The following is a 23,310-nucleotide window of genomic DNA, read 5'->3' on the forward strand; positions in this document are numbered from 1 at the left end:
TGTCTACATCCCGGGTTGCAGGGTGATGTGAGCGCCGTCCATGCCCTCGGAATACTGGGTTTGGCAGCTGAGACGCGAGCATTCGTTGGCGACGTCGTCAATCATATCGAGTAGGTCTTCTTCCGCTTCTTCGCGGGGGAGGGACGCCTCAATGTGGTCGGGGTCAATAAAGGCGTGGCAGGTGGCGCAGGAGGCGTTGCCGCCGCAGGTTGCCAGCACGGGGAAACCGCCAGCGATTACTGCCTCAAGCATGGTCTGGTCTGATTCCCAGGTGAGCTCTTTGGTCTCACCGTTTTCGTCGGTGACAGTGATGTTTACGGTCATCGGTTTACTCCTCGTTTTTAGCGGCGGTCACCGGGCAGGTGGCCGTGTGTCTTCCCTCATTTTATGGGGGGCCAGGGGGCTGGCCCCTATTTTGTGGTGAATGCTACGTTCATGTGTCTCTTTGTATACCGTACATAGAATAATGGGGCACGAAAAAACCGGCCTCCCGAAGGAGACCGGCTTGTGATGTGCGCCCGAAGGGATTCGAACCCCCAACCTTCTGATCCGTAGTCAGATGCTCTATCCGTTGAGCTACAGGCGCATTTTGCATTAGCTGGTTTCATCAACCTGCCTCAGCAACAGGTAATACTTTACGCAGGTTCTTAAAGGTGCGCAAATTGAAATCCCGTGACGGTTGTCTCAGCTGGCTCCTTCGGGATGTAAATTCCTTGAGATTGCAAGGTTTTTGGTGTGAAAATTATTTTTAGAGGGGACTGGACCAGCAGTTTTCTGTTGCCTGCACCACGTGCTTGAGCGTTAGGCGTCGAAATATTTTGTCAGATGCAGAAAAAAACAATCAATCTGGGTACGCTGGTTACACACGATGAAGTGATGTGTGCACCGCTTGCACGACGCGTTCATTCATATCCATGGGTGGCGCGTTTTCTATTTTTGCCTGTTTGACTACGGCCTTAGGCGAAGAGGAGAAGCAGGTGCACGTCGTTCGGCACAGTGGAGTGCCGGTTGAACAAACCTAAAGGGGAAGCGTCAGATGACCGACTTTTCAATTGAAAACGTATCCGCCCAGGCACCCACCACGCATGCAGAGTTGCTGCAGTGGGTTGCTGATATTGCACAGATGACTCAGCCTGACCGCATCTACTGGGCCGACGGAACGCAGCAGGAATACGACCGTTTGGCGGGGGAACTGGTTGAGGCTGGCACCTTCCGTAAGCTGAGCGACCACGAATTCCCTAACTCATATGTAGCGTTTTCTGATCCCGACGATGTTGCTCGCGTTGAGGAGCGCACCTTTATCTGCTCAGAGACCGAAGAGGGTGCCGGCCCCACCAATAACTGGCGCGATCCTCAGGAAATGAAGCAGACCCTGACCGGTCTCTTCACCGGTTCCATGCGCGGCCGAACCATGTACGTTATCCCCTTTGTCATGGGCTCGGTGGACGCGACCAACCCCAAGTTCGGTGTTGAAATTACCGACTCAGCTTACGTGGTCTGCTCCATGCGCATCATGGCGACCATTGGCACCGAGGTCTTGGATAAGATGACCGCCACCAACGCTTTCTTTGTGAAAGCACTGCACTCAGTGGGTGCTCCTCTGGAAACCGGTCAGCAGGATGTCCCCTGGCCCTGCAACCCCGAGAAGTACATTGTGCAGTTCCCCGAGAGTCGTGAAATCTGGTCCTTCGGTTCGGGCTACGGCGGTAACGCCTTGCTGGGTAAGAAGTGCTACGCCCTGCGTATCGCCTCAGCGATTGGCCGTGATGAGGGCTGGATGGCTGAGCACATGTTGGTCCTCAAGGTGACTAACCCAGAGGGTAAGAGTAAGTTCATGTCCGCTGCCTTCCCTTCAGCCTGCGGCAAAACTAACTTTGCCATGATGGACCCCACCGTTGAGGGCTGGAAGACCGAGATGGTGGGCGATGATATCGCCTGGATCGAATTCCGTGACGGTAAGCCCTTTGTGGTTAACCCTGAAGCAGGTCTTTTTGGTGTTGCTCCCGGGACCGGCTGGTCCACTAACCCCAATGCTATGCGCGCTGTCGCCAAGGGCAACACCATCTTTACTAACGTTGCGCTCACCGATGACAATTCAGTGTGGTGGGAAGGTAAGACCGATGAGGTGCCCGAGCACCTGATCGACTGGCAGGGTAATGACTGGACGCCGGAATCCGGCCGTCCCGCTGCCCACCCCAACTCTCGCTTCTGCACCCCCATTGCCCAGGCTGACATGCTGGCTGAAGAGTACTACGCTCCGGATGGCGTGCCCCTGTCTGCCATCATCTTCGGAGGTCGTCGCAAGACCACTGTGCCCCTGGTGACCGAGGCAAGTAGCTGGGAGCAGGGTGTCTTCCGCGGTGTCACGCTTTCATCAGAGACCACTGCTGCCGCTAAGGGCGCTGTAGGTGTGGTGCGTCGCGACCCCATGGCGATGTTGCCCTTCATTGGCTACAACGCCGGTGATTACATCCAGCACTGGATTGATCTGGGCAAGAAGCACGGTGAAGAAAACATGCCCAAGATTTACTACGTCAACTGGTTCCGTCGCACCCCTGACGGTGGCTTTGCGTGGCCCGGTTTTGGTGAGAACTCCCGCGTGGTTAAGTGGATCTTTGACCGACTGGAGGGAACTGCTGGCGGTGAAGAAACCTTCCTGGGTGTCGTCCCCGGCCCTGGTGACCTGGATGTCACCGGTCTTGATATCACCGAGGCTGAGTTGCAGGCTGCTCTGGCTGTCAATAAGGACGAGTGGGTGCAGGAGCTGCCAGGCATGGACGAATGGCTGACCGCCCTAGGCAATAAGCTACCTGCTGAGATGCATGCCCAGCGTGACGCACTAGCTGAGAACCTGGCGTCCTAAACCAGACCTGTAAGAGGGGCTCTTGTTCATATTGAGCAAGAGCCCCTCTTTGGTGTTCGCTATCACAGGCTTCCTGTGAAGTTCATTCCAAAATCATTTTTTCTCTTGTGCTGGAACTTAATGAGTACAAAACTATAACAGTTACCATCCTTAGAGGTTCTTGTTCGTTATTTCCGAACTAATAAATAATCTCGATATTAAGGATCGTCCCGGCTATCACTAGGAGCTACGCAATGCGACTCACCGCTTTTTCAGACGTCTCATTGCGCATCCTTATGCTTCTTTCTGGTCTTGACGGGCAGAAAGTCTCCACTCAGACTATTGCTGAGGGTGTGGGTACCCCCTATAACCACGTGGCTAAGTCGGTAGCTTTCTTGGTGAATATGGGCCTCCTTGAATCAACCCGTGGACGCACCGGCGGGGTTCTCTTATCGGACGCCGGTCGGGTGGCAACTGTCGGTCAGGTACTGCGTGCTACCGAGGGCGATGTGGCTATGGTGGAGTGTGAGGGCGGGTCTACTGACTGCCCTATGCGCCATGCCTGCTCCCTGAGGGGCGTTCTTGCTCAGGCTCGTGAGGAGTTCTTTAAGTTACTAGACCCTGTGGTCATTTCTCAGCTGCCCAACGAGAAGCAAATGGGGCCTGTCTTTGTGGAGTTGGGGTTGGGGCCTCTTGGTGGAGCAAGACGTTTGCCCTCAGCCGCCTAGTGCTGATGGAAGAAAACATAACTGCTGACACAACCGGGTGTCAGCAGTTTCTTTTTCTCCTTTATTTCGTATTTAGTATGCTAAATTAAGAGGGGTTAAAAAAACACTCAGTTATTAAGGAGACGGATATGCTGTCCGAGAAGTCCCGCCCCGTCATCGAGGCCACCCTGCCCGTTATTGCGGAGCGCATTAACGACATCACCCCCGATTTTTACCAGCGCATGTTCACCGCCCGCCCTGACCTCATGGACGGCATGTTCTCGCGCTCATCCCAGCTAGAGGGCACTCAGCCCAAGGCACTGGCAGGCTCTATCGCCGTCTTTGCCTCCTACATCCTGGCTCACCCCGGCAGGTACCCCGATGAGGTGCTCTCCCGCGTCGCCCACAAGCACGCTGCTCTTGGCCTGCGTGAAGAAGAATACCCCACCGTTTACAAGTACCTTTTCGAAGCAATCGCAGCTAACCTGGGTGATATTCTGACCCCCGAAATAGCTGAAGCCTGGACCGAGGTTTACTGGCTCATGGCAGATGCCCTCATCAAGCTCGAAAAGGGGCTTTACGCTGTTCAGGCTAACAACGCCATGTTCGCCCCCTTCGCTATTGTGCGCCGCGAAGAGACCGGTGAGAACGTGGTTGTTCTGACCCTTGAGCCCGCCAACGCTATTGCCATGACCGACGCTGTTGCCGGCCAGTACGTCTCTATCATCACCAAGGCTAAGGACGGTCTGCGTCAGCCCCGCCAGTTCACCTTGCTGCCCTCTGAGAAGAACCAGCGCCGTGTTGCTATCAAGCTGGACATCAAGGGCGAGATGACTCAGATTCTGCACGAGAAGAAGGTCGGCGACCTCCTTGAACTCTCTAATCCCTACGGTGATGTGACCCTGGGTGCTTTCGGTGATTCAGAAGATCAGCCCCTTTACCTCTTCTCAGCAGGTATTGGCGTGACCCCCATGATCGCTTTCCTTTCAGAGCTGGCAGCTACCGGCTCCAAGCGTGAGGTCATTGTGGTCCACGCTGACCGCTCTCTCACCACCTGGCCTCTGCGCGATGAGATGACCGAGTACGTCAACCTCATCGAGAACGCCCAGCTGGTTTCCTTCGTTGAAGCAGACGGCGAAGGTAACTTCGAAGGCCGCGTAGACATCAGCAAGCTGGGCGTCCCCGCTCATGCTTCAGCCTACCTCTGTGGCCCGCTGCCTTTCATGCAGGGTGTGCGCTCCCAGCTCATTGAGGCTGGTGTTCCCGGTACCAATATCCAGTACGAAATCTTCGGCCCTGACCAGTGGATGCTGCACGACCAGGCACGCGGCTAGTCTGGCCTTAATATAGAGCACCTCTTTAAACGAAGAAGCGGTGGGCACGTAAAACGTGCCCACCGCTTCTTCTTATCTTTGGTTAGCTTTCGCGAACGATGGCAAGAATCTCATCGCGCACACGCTCCATGGTCACCTGGTCCGGCGCTTCAAGGTTGAGGCGCAGGAAGGGCTCGGTGTTAGAGGGGCGCAGGTTAGCCCACCAACCTTCGGTCTTGTGCTCGAAGGTGGTGCCATCCATGGTATTGATGTCCACGGTGTCGCCGTAGTGGTCGGCAACGCGGGCAATGGCGCCGGCCTTATCTTCAAGCTCTGAGTTAATCTCACCCGAGGGGATATAGGGGGAGTATTTCGCACCAATCTCTGACAGCGCCTTCTTGGAGGTGCCCAGTGCTGCCAGCACGTGCATAGCAGCTAGCATGCCGGTGTCAGCGTTGAAGAAGTCCTTGAAATAGTAGTGGGCTGAGTGCTCGCCGCCGAAGACGCCATTTTCTTTTGCCATGACAGCCTTGATGAAGGAGTGGCCTACACGGGTCTTGATGGCCTTGCCACCCTTAGCCTTAACCAGCTCGGGTACAGCCTTTGAGGTAATCAGGTTGTAGATGATGACTGGCTCTGCGTTGCCTTCTGCCTGGGCGCGGGCGATTTCACGCTCTGCAACCAGTGCGGTAATCGCTGAGGGGGTGACAGGTTCACCTTTTTCGTCGATGACGAAGCAGCGGTCGGCGTCGCCGTCAAAAGCAAGACCGATATCAGCGCCGTGCTCAACCACTGCCTTCTGTAGATCTACCAGGTTGGCAGGCTCCAGAGGGTTAGCAGGGTGGTTGGGGAAAGAACCGTCTAGCTCGAAATAGAGCGGAACGATATCCAGGGGCAGACCGGGCAGGATAGTATCGCCCAGGACGGCGGGGGTGGTCATGCCGCCCATGCCGTTACCGGCGTCCACTACCACCTTGAGGGGGCGGATGCCCGAGAGGTCCACCAGGTTGCGCAGGTATTCGGAGTAGCCCTTCAGCACGTCCTTTTCGCTGACCGTTCCTGGGGTTTCAACGGTGGGTATGGTGCCCTCGTTCAGGTATTTCTGTGCCAGGTCGCGTACCTCGAAGAGGCCGGATTCTGAGGAGATGGGCACCGCACCGGCCTTGGACATTTTCATGCCGTTGTACTCGGCGGGGTTGTGCGAGGCGGTGAAGGTGACACCGGCTGCGTTCTCTACACCGCAGGCGTAGTAGAGCTCATCGGTAGAAATCAGACCGATGTTGATGACGTTTGCGCCGCGGGCAGTGGCCCCTTCAGCGAATGCTTCCATGAATTCGCTACCGGAGGGGCGCATATCGGCACCGACCAAAACGTTCTGGCCCGCCAGTTCAAGCACGTCAACGAAGGCAGCGCCGGTGGCGCGAACGGTCTCTGCGGTGATGGTTTCCCCCACAATGCCGCGAACATCGTAAGCCTTAAAAGATGCAGTTAAATCAATAGTATTCACAGGGCTAGTCTAGTAGTCTGGCCAGGTTCTACGGCTTAGATCACGGCTAATTCTGCTGTGATTTATGGCGATAAACACCCAGGGGTAAACCCTGCATAGCTGTCGGCGACAAGGGGTCCATGGTTTCATAGTGAGTATGGGTGAATTATTTTCTCTTGATAATCCGATTCAGAATTATGCGTGGGGCTCGCGTGAAACGCTGGGGCTCATACGTGGTGTGCCCGTACCCACTGAAGCACCTGAGGCTGAACTGTGGGTGGGCGCTCACTCGTCTGCACCCTCCCTGGCCCACGTGGACGGCGGCGCTCAGCCGTTGGACACGCTGGTGGCGCAGAACCCCGACCGGTTCCTTAACCCGAGGCGAGAGAACGATACTTTCCCTTTTCTGTTCAAAATTCTTGCCATTGAATCGCCCCTATCGATTCAGGTTCACCCCACTGCGCAGCAGGCTTCTCGCGGGTACCGGGAAGAAGAGGCGCGTGGAGTTGCCCTGGATGACCCTACCCGCAATTACAAGGACCAGTTCTCTAAACCAGAGACCCTTATCGCGCTGACCCCCATGCGCATTCTCACCGGCGTGCGGGACTTCGCTGAGTTACGTGGCTTTGCTACCACCCTCAAGCTGGACTGGCTCAACGGCGTCCTGGCCCAGGCAAAGACTCCCCGTGATTTGCTGGTTGCGATTGTGCGTATTCCTCAGGACGCCGCTAGCACAGCGACCGCTAAGACCGTCAAAGCTGCTAAGAAATGGGCTAAAAAGCATCGGGACGCGCAGGAGCAGAACTCTGCAATTGCCGGTGCGGTTGAACTGGTTGCCCTGGTGGACGCTAAGTACCCCGGGGATCGCGGTCTGCTGTTGGCTTTGGTGATGAACCTGCTGCACCTGGAACCCGGCGATGCTGTCTTCACTCCTGATGGTCAGGTGCACGCCTATGTTTCGGGTACCGCTATTGAGCTGATGTACCCCTCCGATAACGTGATGCGAGCGGGCCTGACCAGCAAGCACGTTGATGAAGAAGAACTTATCACCGTTTTGGGCGAGCACCAGAACATCCCTACCATTCAGCGTCCTGCTGCGGGTGCCCTGGCAACCTACACCATGTGGGATGAGCGCTTAAGCGTCACCCGCCTGAGCGTCACAGAGGGCGAAGAGCTCGCCCTTCCCCTGGAAGGCGTTGCTGTGACTCTCTGCACAGCTGGCACCGTGGTGGTGCGTGATGAGACCAAGACCTTTACCCTCACCGGCACCCAGTCAGTCATGTACGTGGGCGATCCTGCCCAGCTGAGTGTTGCAGGGCAGGGCGAACTCTATATAGCTGCCCAGCGCTAGACCCCTCTGATATCAACTAAGATAGGGGTGTATCTCGCACGTAACTATCGTGCCCAGCGCTATCAAGGACCAGTATGAAAATCATCCTGACTGTCACCGGCCTCGACCATGAAGGCATCATCGCAGGCGTCACCGGCAAGCTCGCCGAGCGCAAGGTTAATATCGAAAACCTCTCCCAGACTCTGATGCAGGGCTACTTCACCATGATCCTGCAGGGCAGCTTTGATGAAAACCAGCAGTCCATCACCGAGCTACAAGAAGCTATGAAGCCGGTAGAAGAGCAGCAGCAGGTGCAGATTCGCATCCAGTCCGATGCCATTTTCCAGGCCATGCATACCCTCTAGGAGCACCATGTTTTCCGATCGTTCAAGCTCCGTTCTTGAGACCCTGCAGATGATTGACGAGGACCGCCTCGATATCCGCACGGTCACTATGGGTATCTCCCTGCTGGACTGCGCTGACTCAAATGGCGCCGTCGCCCGCCAAAAAATCTACGACAAAATCACCTCCCGCGCTGCTCGCCTGGTTGAGGTAGCCGAGGGCATCGAAGCTGAGCTGGGCATCCCCATCATCAACAAGCGCATTTCGGTAACCCCTATCGCTCTGGTTGCCGGCGCCAGCCAAGATGAAGACTACGTAGAGTTCGCTAAGACCCTAGACGCCGCCGCTAAGGCTGTAGGGGTTAACTTCATCGGCGGTTTCACCGCTCTGGTTGATAAGGGTGCCACCCCTGCCGATGAGAAGCTGATGCGTTCCATTCCGCGCGCGCTCAACGAGACCGATGTGGTCTGTGCCTCCGTCAATATCGGCTCATCTCGCGCCGGCATCAACATGACGGCGGTGCGTACCATGGGTGAGATCATCCGTGAAACCGCTGAAGGTTCAGCGGAGGCTCACGGCTTTGGTTGCTCCAAGCTGGTGGTCTTCGCCAACGCTGTTTCCGATAACCCCTTTATGGCAGGTGCCTTCCACGGCGTCCAAGAGGCAGACACAGTGGTCTCTGTGGGCGTCTCTGGCCCCGGCGTTATTAAGCGAGCACTGGAAAGCGCTCGCGGTGAATCCTTTGACGTCTGCGCTGAGGTTATCAAGAAAGCAGCCTTCAAGATTACCCGCATGGGTCAGCTGGTAGGCACCCTGGCGGCTGAACGCCTGGGTGTTGAATTCGGCATTGTCGATCTGTCCTTGGCACCCACCGCTGAGGTGGGCGATTCTGTGGCGCACGTGCTGGAAGAAATGGGTCTGGAATCGGTGGGTACCCACGGCACCGTTGCCGCCCTTGCTCTGCTCAACGACGCGGTTAAGAAGGGCGGGCTCATGGCCTGCTCGCACGTAGGTGGCTTATCTGGCTCCTTCATCCCAATCTCTGAGGATATCGGCATGATTGAAGCCGCTGCCGCCGGCAAGATTACCTTGGATAAGCTAGAGGCCATGACCGCTATTTGCTCAGTGGGTTTGGATATGGTGGCTATTCCCGGTGACACCCCGGCGTCCACCATCGCGGCCATGATTGCCGACGAGGCGGCAATTGGCGTCATGAACCACAAGACCACCGCCGTGCGCGTCATTCCTGCTATCGGGCTGGAAATCGGTGACATGGTGGAGTTCGGTGGCCTGCTGGGTCGCGCCCCCGTCATGCCTACCCACCCCGAATCGGCTGAGCTCTTTGCCGCCCGCGGCGGCCGCATTCCCTCACCGGTGCATGGCTTCCGTAACTAGACCTCTTGATTAAAACTGCGGCCCCCTATCAGCTGATAGGGGGCCGCAGTTTTTATGTGGCTAGTCGCCGTTATCTCCGTCAGTTCCGGGTTCTGGGCGTCAGGCGCACTGTCACCTTGGGGAGGAACCAGCCGATGAGCGGACCGATGGTGAAGGCAATGAGTAGAGTGCCGATACCGAACTGGCCGCCCATCGCGATACCGGCAAGCACTACGCTGACCTCTAGCACTGAACGCACGAGCCAGACCGGGCGTCCGGTCACCCGCACCAGGCCGGTCATGAGACCATCGCGCGGACCGGAGCCAAACTGCGCACCCAGGTAGAGGGCATCAAAGAAAGAGAAGAGCAGGATACCCACCAGCAGGTAGGCCCACTGCAGCAATGTATGGGAGGGATCGGGAATCAAGCCCATAGCAACATCCGCTGAAAGACCCACCAGCACGGCGTTAGCCAGGGTGCCCAGCCCCGGTATCTCTTTGAGGGGAATCCAAAAGAGCAGCACCACAAAAGAAGTGATGATGGTAATCAACCCGTAGGAGGCTCCGGTGAGTTCCATGATGCCTAGAGTGAGCACATCCCAGCCCAGGGCGCCCAACCCTGCCTTGATGAGAAGAGCGCAGGACGCACCAAAGCCGATCAGTCCGATAACGAGCATGGGTAGGCGCAGGGCCAGCTTGCCAGCTCGTAGCTGCTGCAGTGGCGTCAGATGGGCTAGGGGTGAGGGGCTTGTTTGGGGCATCCTTCCATCATAGGGTTTGCTGTCAGTTCTCTGAAAACACCGGTGTGATGCAATCAATTTCTGAGAAGAAATAACCCACAGACGCTGGAAGCTATCTTGATTATGCCTATGACCGGGTGGGTTACCTGAAGACCACCACGAGGCTGTGCCTACCTAACAAACCCCGTCATCATCGCCTCAAAAGCTAGGCGGGGGCTGGCATTGCTCTGCAGACGGCGCCGGGTAGCGGCAACAGCGTCCAGGTGGGCAAGGGTGCGTTCTGCGGAGCCAGCTGCTGCATAGTCGTAGAGGCCCTGGCCCAGGTGGGCGTTGATGAGCTCCGAATCGGTGCGCAGCTGTAGGGTCAGCACATCCCTCAACACGGTCTGAATATCAGCCAGGAAACGGTCCAGGGTATCAGTCTGTATGCGCTTGGCGCGACGTTTCTGATCCTCTTCTAGCTGACGTAGCTGCGAGCGGTGAGTGGGCGAGAGCCGCTCACCGTCCTCGTAGCCTAAGGACATCAGCAGAGCAGCTCGCTCCGTGTCATTGCGGGCGCTAGCATCTGCTTCAGCTTCAGCTTCGGCAATGGAAATCAGTTCGTCGGCTGCTTCCATCGCAGCAGCCACGGTAGGCAGGGAGATCGGTAGATGCACCACCCTACTGCGGCGCTTACGCGCATCTTCATCCTCGGCCAGCCTGCGAGCTACCTCAAGATTGCCCTGAGACATACGGGCCGCCAGTTCAGCGGCCTCCGGCGCGTGCCCACCTGAGACCAGAGCAGCAGTAACAGCATCAGTGGTGGGTACCTTTAGGTTCACCGGGCGGCAGCGTGATCTGATTGTCACCAGCACATCGGCAGGGGAGGGCGCAGTCAACAGCCAAATAGTATGTGGCGGCGGCTCTTCAATCGCTTTGAGCAGCACGTTCGAGGTGCGTTCAGGCATGCGGTCCGCATCCTCAATCAGCATGACGCGCCAGCGCCCCACTGCCGGGCGATCTTGCGCCCGCACCACAAAATCACGGGCCTCGTCGATAGTGATCTGCGTTTTTTCGGTTCTGAAATGCACAAAATCCGCGTGGGACCCACTCAGCACGGTCTGGCAGGAACGGCAGGCACCACAGCCGCGCTGGCCGAGTTCGCGCTCGCAGAGCAGTGCAGCTGCAAAGGCAAGGGCTGCGGTCTCCCGCCCTGCCCCGGGTGGGCCGGTAAAGAGCCAGGCGTGGGTGGGGCGTTCATCGGCGGACGCCCGCTGCAGGGCTGTCAGCGCATCGGGCTGGCCGATGAGGGTATCCCAGACGCTCATGAGAGCACCTTCAAGGCTGCTGCTAAGACGTCCCGGTGCACTTCCTGAACAGACTGTGCCCCGTCAATCACCGCGTAGCGTGCGGGGGCAGCCGCGGCGCGGGCGCGGAAGGTTTCGTGCAGGGCGGCGTAGAAACTATCATCTGCTGATTCCATGCGATCAGCCTGGCCGCGGGCACCGGCACGCTCGCGACCTTCCCCTAGAGGAACGTCCAGTAGCACGGTGGTGTGGGGCAGAAGATTGGACGTGGCCCAGAGACTCAGGTCGACAATGTTCTCGACGCCCAGACCGCGCCCGGCACCCTGGTAGGCAGCTGACGAGTCGATATAGCGGTCGCAAAGCACCACTTTGCCCTCTGCTAGGGCTGGGCGAATTTTCTGGTGGGCATGGGCAGCTCGGGAGGCTGCGAAGATGAGCGCTTCGGTATGAGGGTCCACTTCCCCCTGTCCGTGTTCCAGCACTAGAGCGCGCAGTTTTTCCCCGATGTCGGTGCCTCCTGGCTCACGGGTCACCAGCACATTAAAGCCGCGGGCGGTCAGTGCCTGGGCCAGCAGTTTGATCTGAGTGGTCTTGCCCGACCCATCACCACCTTCAAAGGCAATGAAAAAGCCGCTACCGGTATTCTGCCCGACAGTGGCGTCAATTTCTGGAGTGTAGTTTAGCGCGTGTCTCACGGGTATAAGCCTACCAAGGCTCAGCGATCGTCACAGTTGCCCGAGTCTTAGCAGTTGAACTTTTGTGACTACGGATGAGCCCGGTGGGCGTAGGCTAGTGTTCATGACTGAACAGAAGCTATCCCCTGAAACCCTGGCCGTCTCTGCTGGCCGCCCTGCCCATGAGCACGATGCCCCGGTCAACACTCCGATTATGATGACCTCCACCTTCCGTGGTGCTGGCACCGTCGATACGATCAACGACAAGGTATACGCCCGGTTTGATAACCCCTCCTGGAATGGGCTCGAAGAGGTTATCGCTGATCTTGAGGGTGCCTCTCTGCCCGGTCTACTTTTTGCTTCGGGTATGGCAGCGGTTGCCGCTGTTGAAGATCTCGTGCCAGTTGGCTCCGCTATCTTGATTCCCAAGCATGCCTACATGGCTTCTATTTCTATCGCTAAGAAGCTTGAACGCCGGGGTATCACCGAGGTGATCCGCATTGACGTGGACGATACGCAGGGAGCTATTGAGGCGATAGAAGCTGCGGCTGCGGCTCGCGGGGTGACCGCGCAGAACATTGATTACGCAGCGCCTCAGGTGCTGCTCTGGTTGGAAAGCCCCACCAACCCCATGCTGGAGGTCGCTGATCTTCCCGCTCTCATTGAGGCAGCCCAGCGCCTTGGTGTGGTCACTGCTGTTGATAACACCTTTGCTACTCCGCTGCTGCAGCGCCCCCTGCAGTTGGGCGCTGACATTGTGGTGCACTCGGCCACCAAGTTCATTGCGGGGCATTCAGATGTAGTACTGGGCCTGGCCGTCACCAACCGCCCCGAAATCCGCGCCGTCATGCTGGAGCACCGCTCACTCAACGGCGCTATTCCCGGCCCCTTTGAAGCCTTTTTGGGGTTGAGAGGCGTACGCACTTTGGCCCTGCGTATGAAGAAATCAGTTCAGAACGCCCAGGTTCTTGCTGAGCGTCTGAGCCAGCACCCCGCTGTTGAAGAGGTCCGTTACCCAGGTCTTCCCACTGACCGCTACCACGAACGCGCCAAGGCGCAGATGGACGGCTTCGGCGCTATCCTCTGCGTGGTGCTCAAGGCTGATGTAGCCCAGACCGAAGAGGTGATGAACCGCCTGCATCTCTGGACTCCCGCAACGTCCTTAGGTGGCGTAGAATCACTGATTGAGCGCCGCCGCCGTCACGGGTCCGAGCCGGTCAGCATCCCTGAATCGCTTTTGCGTCTATCGGTGGGTATTGAGAATGCCGATGATCTTTACGCTGACCTTGACCAGGCGCTGACCCTTCTGACCGACTAAGGAAAAGGCACTATGCGCCCCTACGAACTCGTAATCTTTACACAGTATTATGTTCAGTTGATACTGGCTGTGGCTTTGGCTGCCGTCGCAATTTTTGCTTTCATTGAGGCTGCTCGTGCTAGCGGGTATGCCTACCAGAGTGCTTTTAAACGTACTAAGGGTTTCTGGATGGGTGTTACCGGGGCCTCCGCAGTTTTCTTGGTTCTCATGGCGGTGCAGGCTTCACAGTTCGTTGGTGGCTCCCTCTTCATACAGCTCATTGCGGCAACTGCCGTAGGAGTCTTCCTGGCGGATGTCCGCCCGGTCGTTTCGGTGCGTCGCCGCTAAGACCTCTGCACCCCTGCCGGCGTAGGGAGCGGTCTGCGAGTCTGTGCTTTGAACCCACACAGTTCATGATGAACTGCCCGTACCACGAGCGGTTTTCGTGAATCTGTGTGGGTTTACCTTTTATTTGCAGGGTTTAAGTGGGATAATGGTGCTATGACTTACAAATTGGTACTGCTCCGTCACGGGCAATCAGAATGGAACGAAAAGAACCTCTTCACCGGGTGGGTAGATGTGGCACTGACCGAAAAGGGTCGTGCTGAGGCTACTCGTGGTGGTGAGCTGATGAAGGAGCGCGATATCCTTCCCGATATCGTTCACACCTCTCTGCAGCGTCGCGCTATCAACACCGCTAACCTGGCTCTTGACGCGGCTGACCGTCACTGGATTCCCGTCAAGCGCAACTGGCGCCTGAACGAGCGTCACTACGGTGCGCTCCAGGGCAAGGACAAGACTCAGACCCTAGAGACCTACGGTGAAGAGCAGTTCATGACCTGGCGTCGTTCCTACGACATCGCTCCTCCCGTTCTTGATGATAATGATGAGTTCTCACAGGCTAACGATCCCCGTTACGCTGACATTGAAAACGCTCCTCGCACCGAGTGCCTCAAAGACGTCCTCGAGCGTATGCTCCCTTACTGGGAATCAGACATTAAGGAAGATCTGAAGGCTGGCAAGACCGTTCTGGTCGCTGCGCACGGTAACTCCCTGCGTGCCTTGGTCAAGAACCTTGAGGGTATTTCAGATGAGGACATCGCCGGTCTGAACATTCCCACCGGTATCCCCCTCTACTACGAGCTGGATGATAACTTCACGCCTGTTGGCCCCGGCGAATACCTGGACCCCGAGGCAGCTAAGGACGCCATCAAGGCTGTAGCTAACCAGGGTAAGAAGTAAATCTTTCACCTAGGCTAGACCTTAAAGCCGGACGCCGGCACCCACTGGGGTGCCGGCGTCCGGCTTTTATATTTTCTGGGCAGAAGCTTGCCGGGTTCTACAGGCTTTGGGGAACCGCGTTCCAGTCACCGGTGACCAGGTAGGTCACCTTGCGAGCTACTGAAACCCCGTGGTCGCCGAAGCGCTCTAGGTAACGGGAAGCGAGAGTGACGTCCACTGTTGTTTGTGCGGGGTGGTCCCAGTCGTCGGCTGCCATGCGGTTGAAGACCTCTACGTGTAGTTCGTTGATACGTACCTTGTGCTTGGCAATATCTTGGGCGTGGGAGAGCTCGCGGGTTTCGAGTAGAGCAATCACGCTATCGATGATTTTTTTATCCAGTTCAATGATTTCAGTGAAAATGGGGGTGATGGAATCGGGAAGCACGGGGGCAGGGTAGCGCATGCGCGCTACCTGGGCTACGTGGCGTGCAAGGTCACCCATGCGTTCTAGGGAGGAGCTCATGCGCAGAGCGCCTACAATCATGCGAAGGTCAGAAGCAACGGGCCCCTGCAGAGCCAGAATGTCGATGGAGCGTTCGTCCAGCTCATTTTGCATGAAGTCAATGCGAGCATCGTTGGAAATAACTTCTTCGGCTTCTTGGATATCAGTTTCTAAGAAGGCGTTGGAAGCACGTTCTAGAGCTTCTTTGACGAGGGTTGCGATTTGAATGAGCTCTTCGCCCACATGCTGGAGTTCAGCTTGGAAGACTTTACGCAAGAGCGCGTCCTTTCCACACGGGTACATTAGCGGTGTGCAGCGGCGCGCGGCCGATGCTTACCCTTTAGGGTCTCAGGTTCATGTGAACGAAACTCTATACGTGGGTAAACGTTAGTTGAACCCACGGGATTATTGGTGGTTTTCGTGCTTAAAAGATGACGGCGCACCCTAAGCTGATAGATGTGAACTTTATCGTAAGCATTTTATGCGCAGCTCTTCTGGGCCTGGTGGTGGGCGCTGTCAGCATCCTTGCTGTGCAGCGTAGCGAGCGGCAACGGGCTCGGTGGGCTGATGTTGAGGAACCTACCGTGAGTGACGGTGCTGCTGAGGTGCTTGCTGTGATTGGCAGGGCCTACGTGGTAGTGGACGCTGTGGACGGCGTGGTGCAGGCTTCTCCGGGCGCCTATGCCTTGGGCCTGGTAAGAGGCCACACTGTGGTTGCGGAGGAGATGCTGGAGCTGATCGATCAGGTTCGCACCAAGGGTGCTATCGCTGAGAAAGAGATTGTGCTGACCCGCGGTTTTTATGAGGAAAACCGTTTGGTCATTGATCTGAGAGTTGCACCGGTAGGTGATGAGTATATTTTGGTCTTGGCTGATGACCGCACTGAGATTACCCGCGCCCAAACCGTGCGTACTGACTTCGTCGCTAACGTTTCCCATGAGTTGAAGACACCGGTAGGTGCTATTGGCTTGATGGCCGAAGCTATCGAAACTTCGGTCGATGACCCGGAATCAGTACTCTATTTCTCTAGTAAGCTCAAGAAGGAATCCCAGCGCCTGGCTGCCCTGGTGCAGGATGTCATTGAGCTATCCCGCCTGCAGTCTGCTGACGTGGTGCTGACTTCTACCCTGGTTGATATCAGCCAAATGGTTGCCGATGCGGTGGACCGCAACCGGCTAACGGCAGAAGGCAAAAATATCGATTTGCTGGTGGGCGGTAGATGTCTACGGCCCGTGCACGGTGATCCTGAGCTGTTGAGCACCGCTCTGCGTAACTTAATTGAAAACGCTATCCGTTACTCCCCTGAGAATACGAAGGTGGGCATCGGGGTGAGTGTGAAAGAGGGCACTGTTAGAATTTCAGTGAAGGATGAAGGCCCAGGCATCCCCGAAGACGAGCAAGATCGAATTTTTGAACGTTTTTACCGTGTAGACCCTGCCCGCTCACGCCAGACCGGTGGGACCGGCTTGGGGTTGAGCATCGTTAAACATATCGTGGGTCAGCACGGTGGTGAGGTTACCCTCTGGTCAAAGCAGGGTGAGGGGTCAACCTTCACCATTGCCCTGCCTTTGGTTGATGAGGCCAGTGAACAAGATTTGCTGGGAGAAAGCACCGAAACTGGTGCGCTCTCCCAGGTAGTACAAGATAAGTAAATAAGATAACGCTGGATTTTCAGCGAAAACTATAAGGACGCAGAAGACGTGACCCGAATTTTAGTGGTTGAAGACGAAGAGTCGCTGAGTGATCCCCTTGCCTTTTTGCTGGGACGGGAGGGCTTCGATGTTCAGGTCGTAGATAACGGGCTGGACGCTGTTACTGAGTTTGAACGTAATGGTGCTGATTTGGTGCTGCTGGATGTGATGTTGCCGGGCCAGTCTGGGATGGAGGTCTGTAAGCAGATTCGGTCAAGTAGCGCGGTACCCATCATCATGCTGACGGCGAAGGATTCAGAGATTGATAAGGTGTTGGGCCTTGAGCTGGGCGCCGATGACTATGTCACCAAGCCCTATTCCTCGCGTGAGCTGATTGCTCGTGTGCGTGCGGTATTGCGTCGCCAGGGTGAGGTTGAGGAGCAGGACTCTGGCGCTCTTGAAGGTGGCCCGGTGCGTATGGATATTGAGCGGCACGTGGTTACTGTTACTGGGGAACCTATCTCGATGCCCCTCAAGGAGTTTGAGCTCCTTGAAATGCTCCTGCGCAACGCGGGTCGTGTCATGACCCGTTCTCAGCTGATTGACCGGGTGTGGGGTGCTGATTATGTAGGGGATACCAAGACCCTTGACGTCCACATTAAGCGTCTGCGTTCGAAGGTCGAGCCTGACCCCTCATCCCCGCGTTATGTAGTTACGGTGCGCGGCCTGGGCTATAAGTTTGAGCCCTAAGCCCGCCACCTTCTAGGCCCATTAAAAAACTAAGCCCCTCGGTGCTACACCGAGGGGCTTAGTTGTATGTGCTTACTTAGCGGTCTGCTTCTTCTGAAGCTGAGGCGCTAGCTGATGCCGCATTGGGCAGGTAGGGGGCATACTCATCGTGTGAGCCGTCCAGTACCGGCACATTGAAAGTAGTGGACTCATCAGTGACGTTGGAAGAAACTTCAACATCCATTAGGGTCATACCGGGATTAGCGCCGGTCTCGGCCAGGGTGGTCGCCTGATCCTCGTCTTCCAAGCGAACTTCGCTGTTTGCCTCAACATCAACGGTGACGGTTTCAGTGGGGAAGGCGAGGGTGACGGTGGCGTTCTCATCGGTCTGGTTCAGAATGGTGCCCAAGAGGCGGCCTTCTTCTGCTTCGCCAGAGGAAATCACCATGATGTTACGCAACTGAACGTCTTCATTACCCAGGTTAGCCATCTGGCCATCTGATGCTGAGTAAATGATGGTGGTGGGCTGCTCGTAAATGTAGCCGCAACCGGTTGCTGTCAGCATGAATGAAGCGACCAGAGCAGAGGCACCTGCTCGTTTAAGGGTCTTAGAAGCTGCAAACTTCACGGCTTGTACTCCTTGTATAGGTTCGAAGGCTTCCCGCGCTCGGCGGGAAAAGTGTGTATGCACAGTTTTGTGTCGTTGGGTCACATTCTATCTGGTTTGCCGACGGAACGTCTGTATCAGAGCCGTGAGGCACTAAAAGAATGCACACGTGTGGTCAATATTAATCTTTAAACTACACGATAAACCTCTCATGATAGACTAGATAGGCTGAAAGGGGTTTATCCATATGGTTTTTGAGGTTGGCGAGACCGTCGTTTACCCTCACCACGGAGCTGCAACAATCGAAGAGATTAAGATGCGCAAAATCCGTGGCGAAGAAAAGATGTACCTGAAACTCAAGGTTGCTAATGGCGACCTGGTGATTGAGGTTCCCGCAGAGAATGTTGATATGGTCGGCGTGCGCGATGTCGTTGATGAGCGAGGCCTTCAGGAGGTCATTGAAGTTCTGCAGGCAACCGATACTGAAGAAGCATCCAACTGGTCGCGCCGGTACAAGGCTAACGTTGAGAAACTGGCGTCCGGTGATGTTTTGAAGGTTGCTGAGGTCGTACGCGATTTGTGGCGGCGAGAGAATGATCGTGGTCTGTCTGCTGGTGAGAAGCGCATGCTGGCTAAAGCACGTCAGATTCTTTCCTCTGAGGTAGCCCTGGCGAAGGACATCGAAGAGTCCGCCGCTGAGGTAGAGCTCGATAAGATCCTCGAAGCGGTCTAAATCGGGTATGCTCACTGACTGTGAGCGAGAATTTTTTTGATGCAGCGAGCACCGAAACCGTATCTAACGGTTCGGTGCTCGCTCTTGTTATTGTGGCAGCCGGTTCTGGGTCCAGGCTAGGCGCCGCGATGCCCAAGGCCGCGGTGAAGGTAGCGGGTAAGACGCTGTTGGAATGGGCGCTTGAGGGTGCTGGGTCTGCCGGAGTAGCGGCCCGCATCGTTGTCACCGTCCCACCGGGGGACAGGGACTTGAGGCTGGTCTGCCAGAAATTTGGTGCCCTAGCGGTTGAGGGTGGAGCTACCCGCGCAGAGTCGGTCACCGCCGCACTCACAGCGCTTTCAAGTGCTCAGTCCCAGCCTGGCTTTAGTGACGCGCTACCCACCGGCGTCCTGGTGCATGACGCTGCTCGTTGCTTCACCCCGGCCCAGGTTTTTCATCGGGTAGCCAGCGCCCTTGCTGAGGGAAAGCGGGCTGTTATACCGGTAGTGCCGGTGGTGGATACGATTAAGACTGTAGATGACCGGGGCTATGTGACCGGGACTCCGGCCCGTACTGATCTGCGGGCGGTGCAAACTCCGCAGGGGTTTGACCTTCCCACCCTGCTAGAGGCTCACCGTCAAGTGGGGGGTCTGCCGCCGTCCATAGCTGAGAGCATCACCGATGATGCCATGCTGGCAGAAACACTTCAGATACCGGTGGCAACGGTAGCTGGAGCTAGCGAATCTTTCAAAATTACAACCCCGCTCGATTTTGCCCTTGCACAAGCATTGCACGGTGGCGCAGATAAGGAGACTGCATGATTCCCCGCATTGGAACAGGTACCGATGTTCACGCTTTTGGTCAGGAGGGTACCGAGTTGTGGGTCGCCGGTCTTCACTGGCCGGGTCAGCTTGGCTTATCTGGCCACTCGGATGGCGACGTGGTAGCTCATGCTGCTGCTGATGCGCTTTTCTCCGCTGCAGGTCTGGGGGATTTAGGGTCTAATTTTGGTGTGGACCGACCTGAGATGGCAGGTGCTTCCGGTGTGCGTATTCTTTCGGAGGCAGCGGAGCTTGTACGAGCTGCCGGTTTTGATATTGGCAATATTGCTGTGCAGCTGATTGGTAACCGGCCCAAGTTTTCCCCTCGGCGGGAGGAAGCTAACCGCGTCCTCTCTGCGGCTGCGGGTGCCTCGGTCACCATTACGGCTACCACCACCGACGGGTTGGGGCTAACTGGCAGGGGTGAGGGCGTGGCGGCTACCGCCGTGGCTCTGATTTATGCGCAGGATGATAGCGGCCACTAAGCTTCAGGGGCTTGCTGGCTACAATAGTCCCCCTCAGGGCGGCCGGGGAAGCCATCGAGAAGGTAGCTGTGTGCCCCCTACTCTTGTCATTCATGCATATTCCCCTAAAGGTGCTCGGCAAGGTGGTGTTCGCCTTCTACGCTCATGACTCGATCCCAACGACCCGCCCAGACACGGACATCACTGTCTTAGGGCAGAGGATTAAAACTAAAGCCACATGCCTATATGAGGCGCAGAAGGCCCCCTTCTCATTGCTCACCTCTTGCACCCTATGACCTTCAGCTACCGGCAGTCTGGTACCAGTCGGTAAACTGGGGTATGTGACTATACGTTTTTACGATTCAGCAACTTCCACCATCCGCGACTTTCAGCCGGTTCACCCGGGCGAGGCGCGCATCTACTACTGCGGTGCCACCGTGCAGGGTGCACCTCATATCGGGCATATCCGCTCCGGCCTGGTCTTTGACCAGTTAGCTCGTTGGCTGTCCTACCGCGGGCTGAAAGTTACCACCGTTCGTAATGTCACCGACATCGATGACAAAATTCTGGTGAACTCCGCATCCTCTTACGAGGATAGCTACACCGGAGACCACCCCCGCGAAGAGTGGTGGGCGCTGGCCTACCGTTTCGAAAAGATTTTTGGACAGGCTTATGCCGCCCTCAATATTGCACCTCCCACCTATGAGCCGCGTGCAACCGGCCACATCCCGGAGATGTTCGCCCTTATTCAGCGTCTTATCGACCGCGGCTATGCTTACCCTGCCCTCGATGACTCCGGCGATGTCTACTTCGATGTGCGCTCCTGGCCGCAGTATGGTTCGCTGACGCACCAGAGCATTGATGATATGCAGGACGCCCCCGACGCCGACCCCCGCGGTAAGCGTGATCCCCGTGACTTCGCCCTGTGGAAGGGCTACAAGCAGGGCGAGCCGGAAACCGCATCGTGGGTTTCTCCCTGGGGAAAGGGGCGCCCCGGCTGGCACCTAGAGTGCTCCGCCATGGCGGGTAAGTACCTGGGCGAAACCTTCGATATTCACGGTGGAGGTCTGGACCTGCGCTTCCCCCATCACGAGAATGAGATGGCACAGTCCCAGGTAGCTGGCTACGGGTTTGCCAACTTTTGGATGCACAACGGCTTGGTCACCTATGAGGGCGAAAAAATGTCCAAGTCCATTGGTAACACTGTTTCCCCCGAAGACATGCTGGCTGCAGCCCGCCCCCTAGCGGTGCGCTACTACCTGGGCCAGGCGCACTACCGCTCGGTCCTGGACTACCGCCCCACCTCCCTTGATGAAGCCCGTGTTGCAGTAGAACGTATTGAGGCTTTCCTGGCAAAGACTCAGAGCTATCACAGCGCTAGCTCCGTCGTCCCTGCAGCTTTTGCTGAGGCGATGGATGATGATCTGGGTATCCCCCAAGCGCTCGCCGTCCTGCATGAGAAGGTCAAGGCCGGTAACGCTGCGCTGGTAGCAGGCAGTAGCGCTGAAACCGAAGCCTCAGAGGTATACGCCATGGCAAAAGTGCTGGGTCTGGTGGAACTCATGAACTTTGGCGGGTCGGCAGATACTGGTGGGGAACATGCCGCTCTGGACTCTCTCATTCAGACTATGCTGGCCCAGCGAACCGAGGCGCGTGCCGCCAAGGATTGGGCGAAGGCCGATGAAATTCGTGATGCCCTTGCTGCCGCAGGCTTGACGATCAAGGACGGGACCAGCGGTTCCACCTGGTCACTCGGTTAGCGTCCGCAACCTGCCGTGCCCTAGCTCTCGTCCCAAAGATGCAGTGCTGTCGGTAAGCTAGTAGGCAAGCAAGAATCTTTCAAACAAAGGAATACTATGGCTAAGGCTGGCTCACGCCCCGGCGCAACCACCAAGAAGAAGGGCCCTTCTAAGGGCACCGGCGGTCACGGACGCAAGGCTCTAGAGGGCCGCGGGAGCACTCCCAAGGCAGAGGACCGTGTCTACCACAAGGCGCACAAGATGAAGCGTGCTGCTGAGAATCGTCAGGTGACCAACACCGTGCGCTCACGTTCACCCCGACTCGGTGGCAAGCGCGCCTCTGATGAGCTGGCTACCGGCCGTAACTCTGTGCTTGAGGCTTTGCAGACCGGCATCCCGGCTAAGACCCTCTTTGTGATGTCCCGTATTGAGGTCGATGACCGCGTGCGTGAAATTTTGACCGAGGCTAATAAACAGGGTCTACCTATCCTTGAAATTGGTCGAGGCGAGCTAGATCGTCTCACCGATAACTCGGTGCACCAGGGCGTGGCACTGCAGATCCCTCCGTATAAGTACCCCGATGCGGGCAACATGGTACTAGATACTATGGACCGCTGGTACGACAAGAAGATGGATACCCCTCCTCTATTTGTTGCTCTGGACGGTATTACCGATCCGCGCAACCTGGGTGCGATTATCCGCAGCGTATCTGCTTTTGCTGGTAATGGTGTCATTATCCCTGAGCGTCGCAGTGCGGCTATGACCGCTTCAGCCTGGAAGACTTCTTCGGGTGCCGCGGCTCGTATTCCCGTTGCAAAGGCGACCAACCTGGTGCGTGTCATTGAGCAGGCAAAGGACGCTGGTGTCTTCGTAGTGGGTCTGGATGGCGGCGGCGATGTCGATCTTCCTAACCTTGAGCTGGCGTCAGAACCCCTGATGATTGTGGTGGGTTCTGAGGGTAAGGGGCTTTCCCGTTTGGTGACCGAGAAGTGCGATCAGATTGTATCCATCCCGATTAGCTCAGCTATGGAATCCCTCAATGCTTCTATGGCTGTGGGTATCTCCCTCTACGAGGTATCACGTCGGCGCGCTGCCTAGAGAACTTCAGTTTTCGCTCTCTAGGTAGATAACGCCCCAGAATTCTTTGCAGAATCTGTTTGCGGAGGGTTTTGGGGCGTTTTTCTGCCTTAAAAACCCTTTGTAGAGTATTTTTAAAAGAAATTTATATGTACTGGGTCATAGACTTAAGCCATAGACCTGCTTCACTCAAACGCTCTGACCAGGGCTTTTAATGCTAAAAAGAACGCGCACCCTAGCCCCGGTCACCCTTTTTGCTCTCTAAGGGCAAGGTTTTAGCTCTTTTTCGAGTTGCGCCCCTGTTTGAACCTGCGTAAAGTATTACCAGTCGCCGCGGCACAGGGATAAAAACCTGAAGGCCACGGAAGGACAAAACGCCTAATCACATAGTGTTTCCCACTGCTTGAAGAAGAAGAA

23 protein-coding genes and 1 tRNA gene are annotated in these 23,310 nt (G+C 56.5%); 16 read left to right on the forward strand and 8 right to left on the reverse strand.

The window, feature by feature from the left end; translation table 11 throughout:
• Positions 1-3: 3 nt before the first annotated feature.
• A complete protein-coding gene (locus ABD982_RS09325) occupies positions 4-324 on the reverse strand; it encodes a 2Fe-2S iron-sulfur cluster-binding protein (protein ID WP_251380205.1) in 321 nt (106 codons plus the stop codon).
• Between the two features lie 189 nt (positions 325-513).
• A tRNA-Arg gene (locus ABD982_RS09330) sits at positions 514-586 on the reverse strand.
• A 450-nt stretch (positions 587-1,036) separates the two neighbouring features.
• On the opposite strand from ABD982_RS09330, the gene ABD982_RS09335 reads away from it, so the two are divergent.
• From ABD982_RS09335 to ABD982_RS09345, 3 genes are all read left to right on the forward strand, one after another.
• Complete coding sequence (locus tag ABD982_RS09335) at positions 1,037-2,863, forward strand: phosphoenolpyruvate carboxykinase (GTP) (RefSeq protein WP_345446781.1); 1,827 nt, start codon at positions 1,037-1,039, stop codon at positions 2,861-2,863.
• 233 nt (positions 2,864-3,096) lie between these two features.
• Complete coding sequence (locus ABD982_RS09340) at positions 3,097-3,570, forward strand: RrF2 family transcriptional regulator (protein ID WP_251380203.1); 474 nt, start codon at positions 3,097-3,099, stop codon at positions 3,568-3,570.
• 128 nt (positions 3,571-3,698) lie between these two features.
• Entirely contained in the window at positions 3,699-4,883 is a 1,185-nt protein-coding gene (locus tag ABD982_RS09345) for a globin domain-containing protein (protein WP_345446784.1), read from the forward strand.
• An 82-nt stretch (positions 4,884-4,965) separates the two neighbouring features.
• On the opposite strand, the gene ABD982_RS09350 is transcribed toward ABD982_RS09345, so the two are convergent.
• Positions 4,966-6,369 carry a phosphomannomutase/phosphoglucomutase gene (locus ABD982_RS09350; RefSeq protein WP_345446787.1) on the reverse strand — a complete coding sequence of 468 codons (1,404 nt, stop codon included), beginning with the start codon at positions 6,367-6,369 and terminating at the stop codon, positions 4,966-4,968.
• Positions 6,370-6,505: 136 nt separating this feature from the next.
• Here ABD982_RS09350 and manA point away from each other — a divergent pair, with 136 nt between their 5' ends.
• The 3 genes from manA to ABD982_RS09365 all read left to right on the forward strand — a co-directional run bounded on the left by manA (position 6,506) and on the right by ABD982_RS09365 (position 9,415).
• Complete coding sequence (manA, locus tag ABD982_RS09355) at positions 6,506-7,699, forward strand: mannose-6-phosphate isomerase, class I (protein WP_345446790.1); 1,194 nt, start codon at positions 6,506-6,508, stop codon at positions 7,697-7,699.
• 74 nt (positions 7,700-7,773) lie between these two features.
• Complete coding sequence (locus ABD982_RS09360; protein ID WP_237203361.1) at positions 7,774-8,043, forward strand: ACT domain-containing protein; 270 nt, start codon at positions 7,774-7,776, stop codon at positions 8,041-8,043.
• Between the two features lie 7 nt (positions 8,044-8,050).
• Positions 8,051-9,415: a PFL family protein gene (locus tag ABD982_RS09365; RefSeq protein WP_345446793.1), complete on the forward strand. Its 1,365-nt coding sequence runs from the start codon at positions 8,051-8,053 to the stop codon at positions 9,413-9,415.
• A 79-nt stretch (positions 9,416-9,494) separates the two neighbouring features.
• Here the strand turns inward: ABD982_RS09365 and yczE are convergent, their stop codons facing one another.
• From yczE to tmk, 3 genes are all read right to left on the reverse strand, one after another.
• Entirely contained in the window at positions 9,495-10,154 is a 660-nt protein-coding gene (gene yczE, locus ABD982_RS09370; RefSeq protein ID WP_345446795.1) for a membrane protein YczE, read from the reverse strand.
• A gap of 149 nt (positions 10,155-10,303) precedes the next feature.
• Entirely contained in the window at positions 10,304-11,440 is a 1,137-nt protein-coding gene (locus ABD982_RS09375) for a DNA polymerase III subunit delta' (protein ID WP_345446798.1), read from the reverse strand.
• Positions 11,437-12,114, reverse strand: coding sequence for a dTMP kinase (tmk, locus tag ABD982_RS09380; protein ID WP_345446801.1), 678 nt, complete (start codon positions 12,112-12,114; stop codon positions 11,437-11,439). The genes ABD982_RS09375 and tmk overlap by 4 nt, the downstream gene beginning before the upstream one ends.
• Positions 12,115-12,217: 103 nt before the next feature.
• Between tmk and ABD982_RS09385 the strand changes: the two genes are divergently transcribed.
• From ABD982_RS09385 to ABD982_RS09395, 3 genes are all read left to right on the forward strand, one after another.
• A complete protein-coding gene (locus tag ABD982_RS09385) occupies positions 12,218-13,411 on the forward strand; it encodes a trans-sulfuration enzyme family protein (RefSeq protein WP_251380192.1) in 1,194 nt (397 codons plus the stop codon).
• A gap of 12 nt (positions 13,412-13,423) precedes the next feature.
• Positions 13,424-13,738 carry a DUF2516 family protein gene (locus tag ABD982_RS09390; RefSeq protein ID WP_251380191.1) on the forward strand — a complete coding sequence of 105 codons (315 nt, stop codon included), beginning with the start codon at positions 13,424-13,426 and terminating at the stop codon, positions 13,736-13,738.
• Positions 13,739-13,891: 153 nt separating this feature from the next.
• A complete protein-coding gene (locus ABD982_RS09395) occupies positions 13,892-14,632 on the forward strand; it encodes a phosphoglyceromutase (RefSeq protein WP_345446805.1) in 741 nt (246 codons plus the stop codon).
• Positions 14,633-14,729: 97 nt separating this feature from the next.
• Here ABD982_RS09395 and phoU read toward each other — a convergent pair whose 3' ends face one another.
• A complete protein-coding gene (gene phoU / locus ABD982_RS09400; protein ID WP_251380188.1) occupies positions 14,730-15,389 on the reverse strand; it encodes a phosphate signaling complex protein PhoU in 660 nt (219 codons plus the stop codon).
• Positions 15,390-15,571: 182 nt separating this feature from the next.
• Here phoU and ABD982_RS09405 point away from each other — a divergent pair, with 182 nt between their 5' ends.
• Positions 15,572-16,765: a sensor histidine kinase gene (locus ABD982_RS09405; RefSeq protein WP_345446810.1), complete on the forward strand. Its 1,194-nt coding sequence runs from the start codon at positions 15,572-15,574 to the stop codon at positions 16,763-16,765.
• 48 nt (positions 16,766-16,813) lie between these two features.
• Positions 16,814-17,494, forward strand: a complete 681-nt coding sequence (locus ABD982_RS09410) for a response regulator transcription factor (protein WP_251380186.1) — start codon at positions 16,814-16,816, stop codon at positions 17,492-17,494.
• Between the two features lie 76 nt (positions 17,495-17,570).
• Here the strand turns inward: ABD982_RS09410 and ABD982_RS09415 are convergent, their stop codons facing one another.
• A complete protein-coding gene (locus ABD982_RS09415; protein ID WP_345446817.1) occupies positions 17,571-18,101 on the reverse strand; it encodes a hypothetical protein in 531 nt (176 codons plus the stop codon).
• A 226-nt stretch (positions 18,102-18,327) separates the two neighbouring features.
• Between ABD982_RS09415 and ABD982_RS09420 the strand changes: the two genes are divergently transcribed.
• The 5 genes from ABD982_RS09420 (at position 18,328) to rlmB (ending at position 22,914) form a co-directional block, all read left to right on the forward strand.
• Positions 18,328-18,813 (forward strand): CarD family transcriptional regulator, encoded by a 486-nt coding sequence (locus ABD982_RS09420; protein ID WP_251380183.1) that lies wholly within the window; start codon positions 18,328-18,330, stop codon positions 18,811-18,813.
• Positions 18,814-18,833: 20 nt separating this feature from the next.
• Positions 18,834-19,613 (forward strand): 2-C-methyl-D-erythritol 4-phosphate cytidylyltransferase, encoded by a 780-nt coding sequence (gene ispD / locus ABD982_RS09425; RefSeq protein ID WP_345446820.1) that lies wholly within the window; start codon positions 18,834-18,836, stop codon positions 19,611-19,613.
• A complete protein-coding gene (gene ispF, locus ABD982_RS09430; protein WP_345446822.1) occupies positions 19,610-20,098 on the forward strand; it encodes a 2-C-methyl-D-erythritol 2,4-cyclodiphosphate synthase in 489 nt (162 codons plus the stop codon). The genes ispD and ispF overlap by 4 nt, the downstream gene beginning before the upstream one ends.
• 320 nt (positions 20,099-20,418) lie before the next feature.
• Positions 20,419-21,837, forward strand: coding sequence for a cysteine--tRNA ligase (cysS, locus tag ABD982_RS09435; RefSeq protein WP_345446825.1), 1,419 nt, complete (start codon positions 20,419-20,421; stop codon positions 21,835-21,837).
• A 96-nt stretch (positions 21,838-21,933) separates the two neighbouring features.
• A complete protein-coding gene (rlmB, locus tag ABD982_RS09440; RefSeq protein ID WP_251380177.1) occupies positions 21,934-22,914 on the forward strand; it encodes a 23S rRNA (guanosine(2251)-2'-O)-methyltransferase RlmB in 981 nt (326 codons plus the stop codon).
• The last annotated feature ends 396 nt before the right edge of the window (positions 22,915-23,310 follow it).

Origin of the sequence: Rothia endophytica, from assembly GCF_039543885.1 — a bacterium.
GTDB lineage: Bacteria > Actinomycetota > Actinomycetes > Actinomycetales > Micrococcaceae > Rothia > Rothia endophytica.

Bases quoted from the DNA above. Each gene is read 5' to 3' on its own strand.
- ABD982_RS09345 (WP_345446784.1), top strand. From the start codon at position 3,699: ATGCTGTCCGAGAAGTCCCGCCCCGTCATCGAGGCCACCCTGCCCGTT.
- rlmB (WP_251380177.1), top strand. From the start codon at position 21,934: ATGGCTAAGGCTGGCTCACGCCCCGGCGCAACCACCAAGAAGAAGGGC.
- ABD982_RS09365 (WP_345446793.1), top strand. From the start codon at position 8,051: ATGTTTTCCGATCGTTCAAGCTCCGTTCTTGAGACCCTGCAGATGATT.
- manA (WP_345446790.1), top strand. From the start codon at position 6,506: ATGGGTGAATTATTTTCTCTTGATAATCCGATTCAGAATTATGCGTGG.
- yczE (WP_345446795.1), bottom strand. From the start codon at position 10,154: ATGCCCCAAACAAGCCCCTCACCCCTAGCCCATCTGACGCCACTGCAG.
- ABD982_RS09360 (WP_237203361.1), top strand. From the start codon at position 7,774: ATGAAAATCATCCTGACTGTCACCGGCCTCGACCATGAAGGCATCATC.
- ABD982_RS09385 (WP_251380192.1), top strand. From the start codon at position 12,218: ATGACTGAACAGAAGCTATCCCCTGAAACCCTGGCCGTCTCTGCTGGC.
- ispF (WP_345446822.1), top strand. From the start codon at position 19,610: ATGATTCCCCGCATTGGAACAGGTACCGATGTTCACGCTTTTGGTCAG.
- ABD982_RS09395 (WP_345446805.1), top strand. From the start codon at position 13,892: ATGACTTACAAATTGGTACTGCTCCGTCACGGGCAATCAGAATGGAAC.
- ABD982_RS09335 (WP_345446781.1), top strand. From the start codon at position 1,037: ATGACCGACTTTTCAATTGAAAACGTATCCGCCCAGGCACCCACCACG.
- ABD982_RS09375 (WP_345446798.1), bottom strand. From the start codon at position 11,440: ATGAGCGTCTGGGATACCCTCATCGGCCAGCCCGATGCGCTGACAGCC.
- ABD982_RS09390 (WP_251380191.1), top strand. From the start codon at position 13,424: ATGCGCCCCTACGAACTCGTAATCTTTACACAGTATTATGTTCAGTTG.
- ABD982_RS09340 (WP_251380203.1), top strand. From the start codon at position 3,097: ATGCGACTCACCGCTTTTTCAGACGTCTCATTGCGCATCCTTATGCTT.
- ABD982_RS09420 (WP_251380183.1), top strand. From the start codon at position 18,328: ATGGTTTTTGAGGTTGGCGAGACCGTCGTTTACCCTCACCACGGAGCT.
- ABD982_RS09325 (WP_251380205.1), bottom strand. From the start codon at position 324: ATGACCGTAAACATCACTGTCACCGACGAAAACGGTGAGACCAAAGAG.